General features: G+C 74.7%; 7 protein-coding genes and 1 pseudogene. 4 read left to right on the forward strand and 4 right to left on the reverse strand.

All coding sequences use genetic code 11. From position 1 onward, the window contains the following. Positions 1-460 (reverse strand): annotated as a pseudogene (locus MLV88_RS23670) (hypothetical protein); the annotation flags it as partial. Between the two features lie 442 nt (positions 461-902). Here MLV88_RS23670 and MLV88_RS23675 point away from each other — a divergent pair. Further along, positions 903-1,418 (forward strand): OmpA family protein, encoded by a 516-nt coding sequence (locus tag MLV88_RS23675; RefSeq protein WP_242341595.1) that lies wholly within the window; start codon positions 903-905, stop codon positions 1,416-1,418. Between the two features lie 246 nt (positions 1,419-1,664). Beyond that, positions 1,665-2,393 carry a DUF4142 domain-containing protein gene (locus tag MLV88_RS23680; protein WP_243338812.1) on the forward strand — a complete coding sequence of 243 codons (729 nt, stop codon included), beginning with the start codon at positions 1,665-1,667 and terminating at the stop codon, positions 2,391-2,393. Positions 2,394-2,435: 42 nt separating this feature from the next. Here the strand turns inward: MLV88_RS23680 and MLV88_RS23685 are convergent, their stop codons facing one another. Beyond that, positions 2,436-3,257: a tetratricopeptide repeat protein gene (locus MLV88_RS23685; RefSeq protein ID WP_242341414.1), complete on the reverse strand. Its 822-nt coding sequence runs from the start codon at positions 3,255-3,257 to the stop codon at positions 2,436-2,438. Positions 3,258-3,281: 24 nt separating this feature from the next. Further along, positions 3,282-4,178 (reverse strand): non-homologous end joining protein Ku, encoded by an 897-nt coding sequence (ku, locus tag MLV88_RS23690; protein ID WP_242341415.1) that lies wholly within the window; start codon positions 4,176-4,178, stop codon positions 3,282-3,284. 30 nt (positions 4,179-4,208) lie between these two features. Here ku and ligD point away from each other — a divergent pair, with 30 nt between their 5' ends. Beyond that, the gene (gene ligD, locus MLV88_RS23695; RefSeq protein ID WP_242361994.1) at positions 4,209-6,446 is read left to right on the forward strand and encodes a non-homologous end-joining DNA ligase; all 2,238 of its coding nucleotides are present in this window, start codon (positions 4,209-4,211) and stop codon (positions 6,444-6,446) included. A 136-nt stretch (positions 6,447-6,582) separates the two neighbouring features. Next, positions 6,583-6,915, forward strand: a complete 333-nt coding sequence (locus MLV88_RS23700) for a hypothetical protein (RefSeq protein ID WP_242341417.1) — start codon at positions 6,583-6,585, stop codon at positions 6,913-6,915. A 10-nt stretch (positions 6,916-6,925) separates the two neighbouring features. Here the strand turns inward: MLV88_RS23700 and MLV88_RS23705 are convergent, their stop codons facing one another. Then, positions 6,926-7,204, reverse strand: a complete 279-nt coding sequence (locus tag MLV88_RS23705; RefSeq protein ID WP_242341418.1) for a hypothetical protein — start codon at positions 7,202-7,204, stop codon at positions 6,926-6,928. Between the last annotated feature and the right edge of the window lie 221 nt (positions 7,205-7,425).

Here is a 7,425-nt window from a genome sequence, read left to right on the forward strand (position 1 = left end):
GCGCCGCTGCCTTCGTCCGGCCCGCCGCACCGCGCCGCTTGGTGGTGCGGGACGCCGCGCGGCCCTGGCCGGCCGTGGCCGTGCGCCCGCGGCGCGCACCCGCCGCGCGGCCCTTCCGCGCCGCGCCGGCAGAGGCGCGGGGGGTTCGCCGTCCGGTCGCGCGCGCCTGCGCGGTCTCCTTCGCCACGAGCTTGTTGAAGTTGCTCTGCTCGCCGCCGGCGGTGGTGTCCTGGTAGACCAACGCCAGGCCCGACTCGTCGAACTTCCGGAACCAGTCGTCCCACTCGATGCGGTCCAGCTTCCCCTCGCCGGAGTAGCCGGGGAAGTCGATGCGGATGATCCCGGTACCGGGGGCGCCGCGTGCGGTCGACGTCACCTCCGCCGGCCAGCCGCCGCGCTCCTCGACCCACCTCCGGATCGTCTCGTGATCGGTCGTCGTCTGCGACCTCGTTCGCGCCATGAGTGCCTCCTCGTCGCGAACAGCATGCGCACGGGCGAGAGGCGGCGAAAGGCCGCTCGCCGCGCGCGGCCTGCACCCCGCGTGACCAAGAGCCGCCGAGGTGCGGAGCACGCCGACGGCTGCGTCGGTGCGCCTTCAGGAGAGGGAAGGACCGGTCTCGCACGGCTCCTCCTGCGGGCGCGCACGGCGGCGGTCGTCCACCGGACGGACGGGGCGCCGCGCGATCCACGCGCGCCGCGAGCGAAACGGGAAGGTGACGGCGGTGCGACCTCGACCTCGACCTCGACCTCGACCTCGAACCGGCCCGCCCGTGGTTCCCGCCGCGTGTGCGCGCGCGGCGCCGCTGTCGTTGGAGGTCCGCAGCCCCGGCGGGGGGCCGCGCCCGGGTTGCATGCGGGCCAGACCCGGCTCAATATCCGGGCCCAACCGGAGGACATTCACGATGCGTCATGTCACGATCGCCCTCGCCATCCTCGCCCTCGCAGGCGCCACCCGTGTCTCGGCCCAGACGCCCTGGGACGTCGCGAAGAAGGCCGCGGGCAACGCCACCGTCGGGAAGCTCGAGAAGCAGATCAACAAGCGGCTGCTCGACGAGGGCCGCAAGAACCAGTGCTCGTTCAAGACGGACACGGACGTCCTCGAGCCCGGCTGCGACGCCAAGATGCAGCGGCTCTCCAACGTGCTCATCGACGCCAAGAAGCAGCTCAACGGCGCCGGCGTGAAGAACTTCAAGTTCGTCGTGTCCGGCCACACGGACTCGAGCGGCAACGCGAAGCACAACGACGAGCTCTCCGCGAAGCGCGCGGCGGTCGTCGAGCGCGAGCTCGTCGCGAAGGGCGTGCCGAAGGAGGAGATCGAGTCGGTCGGCATGGGCTCGAAGAAGCTGCTCGTGAAGCCGGACGACACGGCCGCGAAGAAGGCGAAGAACCGGCGGTACGAGATCCAGGTCAAGCTGTAGCGGCGCGCGGCGCGGGCGCCCCGCCGAGCCCGGCGGGCCCCGCGCCCCGTCGCACCCCCGGCCACTCGTTGCGCGTGAGCCGGAGCTGCGCCCGAATCCCCTGCGCCGCCCGGCCCGGGCTCGCTGCGCGCGCCGAGGCGGATCGCGCGAGTCGCCCCGCCGTCCCGTCCACGGGCGTCCGCCCGTTCAGCCGAGGGGTCCCGCGGCCCCCGAAGAGGGTCCAGATTCTTCCCAGGAGGAGGAATCATGACCTACAGGATCAAGGGCGCGCTCGCTGCAGCGGCGCTCGTCGCTGCCGGGGCGGCGGGCGCGCAGGTGCCTCGCTGGCCGCCGGCCCCCGAGCAGCGCCCGGGCGGCGCTCCGCGCCCGGCGCCGGCGCCGGCGCCGGCTCGACCCGGCGCGGCACCGCAGGACGCGGCGAAGCGGATCGACGATCGCCAGAAGCAGATCTTCGGGACGCTCGAGCAGCGCAGCCGGGAAGGGCAGGAGCTCGGGCGGCTGGCCCAGGAGCGGGGCGCGTCGAGCCAGGTGAAGGACCTCGGCAAGAAGCTCGTCGACGACCACGCGCGCGTCGAGCGCGAGCTCGGGACGATCGTCGCCGAGCGCGGCGGCAAGCCGAAGGACATGTCGGGCCCGAAGAACGAGCGCGACGCTCACGACGCGATGATGAAGCAGCTCCGCGGCAAGTCCGGCGCCGACTTCGACCACGCGTTCCTGCAGCAGGTCGAGTTCGCCCAGCGCAGCCAGCGCGCGGATCTCCAGCGCTGGCGCGACGAGACGCCGGGCGAGGACGCGCGCCTCAAGAAGTGGCTCTCCGACACCGAGGTGCTGGCCGAGTCGGACCTGCTCGCCAGCCGGAACGCGATCTCCGCGCTCGGCATGAAGTGGGAGCAGGACCCGCGCCACCCGCAGCAGCAGCCGGATCAGCAGCGCGCCGCGCGGCGGCCGCCGCGAGCGCCCTGGGGCGGGGAGTAGGGGAAGAGCTCGGTGCGCCAGGGGCGCCACGCGACCCCGGGATCAGGCGCCGGTGTCGGTGAGGCGGCGATAGGCGGCGAGGTGCCGGAGCGCGTCGGCGCTCCGGCCCAGCCGCTCGAGCAGGCGTGACGCGTTGTAGTGCGCGTCCGCGAGCGCGGGGTCGGCCTCGATGGCGCGCGCGTAGGCCAGCAGGGCCTCGTCGTCGAGCCCCTGGTCCTCGAGGGCCACGCCGAGGTTGAACGACGCGAGCGCGCGCTGCGAGGTGGCGGGGAGCGCGCGCCGGTAGTGGAACTCGGCCGCGCGCGGATCGCCCGCCTCGTGCAGGAGGCGCCCGAGGTTCAGGTGGGCGCCCGCGTGGTCCGGATCGAGCCCGAGCGCGCGCCGGTAGGCCTCGACCGCCTCCGCGGGCGCGCCGTCCTCCAGGTCGCAGCCCCAGCGGTACCAGGCGTCCGCGTCCAGCTTCGCGCCGCCCGGCGGCCGGCCGGAGCGCACGAGCGGCGCGACCTTGCGAGCGACGTCGCGCACCTCGAAGTCGAGGAGGACCTGCCCGGTGTCCGGACGCCAGCGCGCGCCGCCGTCCTGCACCACCACGTTCCGCCCGTCGGCGAGCACCCGGACCCCGGCGAGCGACCGATCGTGCGGCAGCTTGGCGCGGATGTCGCCGAGCGCCCGGCGCACGCGCGACGGCGGCACCTGCGCGTGGACGAGCTCGGCCGCGGCGCGGAAGAGGACGAGGTCCTGGAATGCGAAGCGGAGCTCGTTGCGAGGTCCGCGGCGCGGCATCACGAACCCCGCGCGCGCCAGGCGGCGGATCTCCGCGACGGGCAGGCCGAGCAGCCGGGCGACGTCGGTGGCGCGATACACGCGCCCCACCATCGCACGGCGGGGTCACTTGCGGGAAGTGGTGGCCTTGCCGCGCTCGTCCGCGTCCCGCCGCGCCCGCTTCGCCCCCTTGCGCTCTCCGGCGTCGGCCGCGGGTGGCGCGGCGCGCGCGGGGCGCCGGCTCTCGCCGCGCGCGGCGTCGATGCTCGCCTTCAGCGCGTCCATGAGGTCGATCACCTGCGCCGCCGGCTCGGCGGGCGCCGCGACCTGGATCTCCTGGCCCTCCACCTTCTTCGCGATCGCGGCCTCGACGCGCGCCTTCACCGCGTCCTCGTACTGCTCCGGCCGGAAGGCCTCCGACGCGGTCTGCTCGATGAGCTGGAGCGCGAGCTGGATCTCGGTGTCCTTGGGCTGGGCGTCGTCCACGGGGACCTCGTCCATCGGACGGACCTCGTCCGCGTGGAAGAGCTGCTGCATCACCAGCCGCCCGTCGCGCGCGCGGATGAGCACCAGGTACTGCTTGCCCCGCGCCGCGTAGCGGGCGAGGGCCGCCTTGCCGGCGCGCTCGAGCGCGAGGGCGAGCAGCCGGTAGGCCTTCCCGCCGCCCTTGTCGGGGCCCAGGTAGTAGGCGCGGTCGAAGTACACCGGGTCCACCTGCGCGGCCGGGACGAACTCGGCGATGTCGATGGTCTGGGTGGCGATCTCGTCGAGCGCGCGCAGCTCGTCGGGCGTGAACGTGACGTAGCGGTCCTTCGCGAACTCGTAGCCCTTCACCATCTCGTCGCGCTCCACCTTCACGCCCTCCTTCGCGCAGACGTACTGCTGCTTGAGGCGCGAGCCGCACGCCGCGTGCAGGAGGTTGAACGAGATGGAGGCGGAGGGCTGCGTCGCCGGGTAGAGGCGGACTGGGATCGACACGAGACCGAAGGAGATCGTGCCTGTCGCGATCGAGCGGGGCGCCATGCCTCCTTACATTAAGGGAGCGAGCCGCGCGTGCCCGATCGTCTCGACAGCTACCGCGCCAAGCGCGATCCGGGCCGGACGCCCGAGCCCTTCGGCCCCGCGGAGGACGGGGCGCGAGCGCCGGACGCTCCGCGGCTGTTCGTCGTGCAGAAGCACGCCGCGCGACGTCTCCACTGGGACTTCCGGCTCGAGCTCGGGGGCACGCTGCGCTCCTGGGCGGTCCCCAAGGGGCCCTCGGCGGATCCCGCCGACAAGCGCATGGCGGTCGAGGTCGAGGACCACCCGGTCGAGTATGCGGGCTTCGAGGGCACCATCCCCACCGGCAACTACGGCGCCGGCGCGGTCATCGTGTGGGATCGCGGCGTGTGGCGCCCGGTCGGGGACCCGTACGACGGGCTGGCCCGGGGCAAGCTCGTCTTCCAGCTCTCCGGCTACAAGCTGCACGGAGAGTGGACGCTCGTCCGCACGCGCGTGGCCCAGGGCGGCAAGCAGCAGTGGCTGCTCCTGAAGCACCGGGGCGACGCGTGGGCCGGCCCCGGGCGCGAGTTCGCGCAGGAGTCGGTCCTCTCGGGCCGCCTGCTCGAGGAGCTCGCCGCGGGCGAGGGCCGCGCGGAGCGGGCGGTGCGGGAGGCGGAGCGGCTCGGCGCGCCTCGGCGGGCGCTCTCGCGGGCCGACGCCCGGCCGATGCGCGCGACGCCGCGCGGCAAGCCGTTGCGGGGGGAGGGGGAGGGCTGGCTCTTCGAGGTGAAGTACGACGGCTACCGCCTCGTCGCCCGGCGCGAGGGGACGCGCGCGACGCTCCTCACGCAGCGCGGCGAGGACGCGACCGCGCTCTACCCCGAGATCGCGCGGCCGCTCGAGGCGCTGCCCGTCGACGCGATCGTCGACGGCGAGGTCGTGGTGCTCGGGCCCGACGGCCGCCCCGACCTCGCTGCGCTCGAGGCGCGCGCACGGCTCGCCCGTCCGCGAGACGTCGCGCGCGCCGCGCTGGAGCGCCCCGCGACGTTCTTCGTCTTCGACCTCCTCGCCCTCGGCGGCCTGGACGTCCGCGCCCTCCCGCTCGCCGAGCGGAAGCGCCTCCTCGCGAGCGTCGTCCCGCAACTCGGGCCGGTGCGCTACGCGGAGCACGTCGAGGGGCGCGGCGAGGAGCTCCGGCGCGAGGTGAGCGCGCGCGGGCTCGCCGGCATCGTCGCGAAGCGCGCCGACGCTCCCTACCGCGCGGGCCGCTCCGCGGCGTGGCTCGACATCCCGGCGGCGCGGAGCGCCGCTGAGGCACGCGCGCCGCACGACGCGTCGCCGCCCGTGCCGCACCCTGCGCGTCCCGCGCGCCGGGTGGAGGTGACGAACGGCGAGAAGGTCTGGTTCCCCGCGGACGGGATCACGAAGGGGGACGTCGTCGCGTACTACCGCGCCATCGCGCCCTTCATGCTGCCCTACCTGAAGGACCGGCCGCTCGTCCTCACGCGCTATCCCGAGGGCATCGACGGGAAGAGCTTCTTCCAGAAGGACGCGCCCACCTGGCGGCCGGAGTGGCTGCGGACGGTGCGGATCCGTGGCGAGGACGCCGGGCGCGAGCTCGATCACTTCCTCGTCGACGACGCGGACGGCCTCGCGTGGATCGCGAACCTCGGCACGATCCCGCTGCACGTGTGGTCGAGCCGGGCGGGCGCGCTCGAGCGCCCGGACTGGTGCGTCGTCGACCTCGATCCCAAGGACGCGCCCTTCGAGCACGTCGTGCGCATCGCGCGGGCGCTCCACGCCCTCTGCGACGAGCTCGGGCTGCCGTCGTATCCCAAGACGACCGGGCAGAAGGGCCTGCACGTGCTCGTGCCGCTCGGCGGTCAGCTCACCCACGCGCAGTCGAGGACGCTCGGCGAGCTCCTCGCCCGCGCGATCGAGGCGGAGCTCCCGGAGATCGCGACCACGGCGCGCGCCCTCTCCGCGCGCGGCGGCCGCGTCTACCTCGACTTCCTCCAGAACGGCTTCGGCAAGACCATCGCCGCGCCCTACGCCGTCAGGCCGAAGCCGGGCGCGCCGGTGTCGACGCCGCTGCGCTGGAGCGAGGTGACGGCGCGGCTCGACCCGTCCCGCTTCACCCTCCGCAACGTCCCGGGCCGCGCGCGCCGCCTTCGCGCGGACCCGCTCTCGCCGGTCCTGACGGGGAAGCCGGACCTCATGGCCGCGCTCGAGCGCCTGCGCGGGCGAATGGCGGGTGGAAACGGCGGAGCGCGGCGGCGCGCGCAGCGCGACGGCCGGACGGCGGAATAGGCGACGCGGCGCGCCGTGTCGCCTGGACGCCCACTCCGCTGGAGCCATTGTCCAATGGGGGGCAATCCGGACGAATGCGGTGGACAATTTCGACCACCGGGCTATGTTCCTGGCTCCCTGAATGGAGCAATCCAGCATGGCACGCCAGTCCAGCATCGACGACATCCTCCGCGAGACGGCCGACGAGGTCGTCGCCCGCGTCTCCTCGGCCATCGCGCGCCACGTCGGCGACCTCGTGCAGGAGGGCCTCCGGCGCGAGCTCGGCAAGAACGTCGTCGCGCGGCGCGTCACTCCGGCCGCCCGCCGCGGCGAGATCACGCGCTGGGTCGCGGACACGCGCGCCCGCCGCGTCCCGAACTTCGTCATCGAGGCGACGGGGCTCGACACCAAGAAGAAGATCGTCGCCAAGTTCGGGGCGAACGCGGCGTTCGAGAAGGGCAAGCCGCTGCCCAAGGCGAAGGCCGCGTAGCCGGGTCCGGCTACTCGCGCTCCGCGAGGCCGCGCAGGTGCCCGGCGCGCTCGAGCGCGCCGATGCAGGCCGTCGCGGCGCTCGCCTCCACCCAGAAGCCGGCGCCGCGGCGCGGCTGGTTCGAGCCGAGCGCGGTGGGCGAGGCGAACGTCTCGAGCTCGATCGCGAACTCGAACCCCGCGTCCTCGAGCGCGGCCTCGACCGCCTGCGCCTCCTCGAGCGTCGCCGCGAGGTAGACGCGCGCGATCTCCGTCCCCTCGACGAAGTCTTCCATGTCGATGCGGGCCATCCGGACCGTCCCTCCGCCGCCCCCAATCTAACCTCGGCGCGCCGCGGGCGTGCGGTATCCTCGCGGGCGTGATGACGCCGCTCTCCCGGAAGGCCCCGCGCTCGGCGCGCGCGGCGCTCGCCGCAGTCCTCGTCGCGCTCGCCGCGCCCCCCGCGCTGGCGCAGGCGCCCTCGGCGCCGCCCGCGGAGCGCCGCGCCGCGGAGCGCGCCGCCCGCGCGGAG

Source organism: Anaeromyxobacter soli (assembly GCF_022808855.1).
In the GTDB taxonomy this organism is placed as follows: domain Bacteria; phylum Myxococcota; class Myxococcia; order Myxococcales; family Anaeromyxobacteraceae; genus Anaeromyxobacter; species Anaeromyxobacter soli.

Excerpts from the sequence above, each read along its gene's own strand:
- MLV88_RS23700 (WP_242341417.1), top strand. The coding sequence starts at position 6,583 with ATGGCACGCCAGTCCAGCATCGACGACATCCTCCGCGAGACGGCCGAC.
- MLV88_RS23680 (WP_243338812.1), top strand. The coding sequence starts at position 1,665 with ATGACCTACAGGATCAAGGGCGCGCTCGCTGCAGCGGCGCTCGTCGCT.
- ku (WP_242341415.1), bottom strand. The coding sequence starts at position 4,178 with ATGGCGCCCCGCTCGATCGCGACAGGCACGATCTCCTTCGGTCTCGTG.
- MLV88_RS23675 (WP_242341595.1), top strand. The coding sequence starts at position 903 with ATGCGTCATGTCACGATCGCCCTCGCCATCCTCGCCCTCGCAGGCGCC.
- MLV88_RS23705 (WP_242341418.1), bottom strand. The coding sequence starts at position 7,204 with ATGGCCCGCATCGACATGGAAGACTTCGTCGAGGGGACGGAGATCGCG.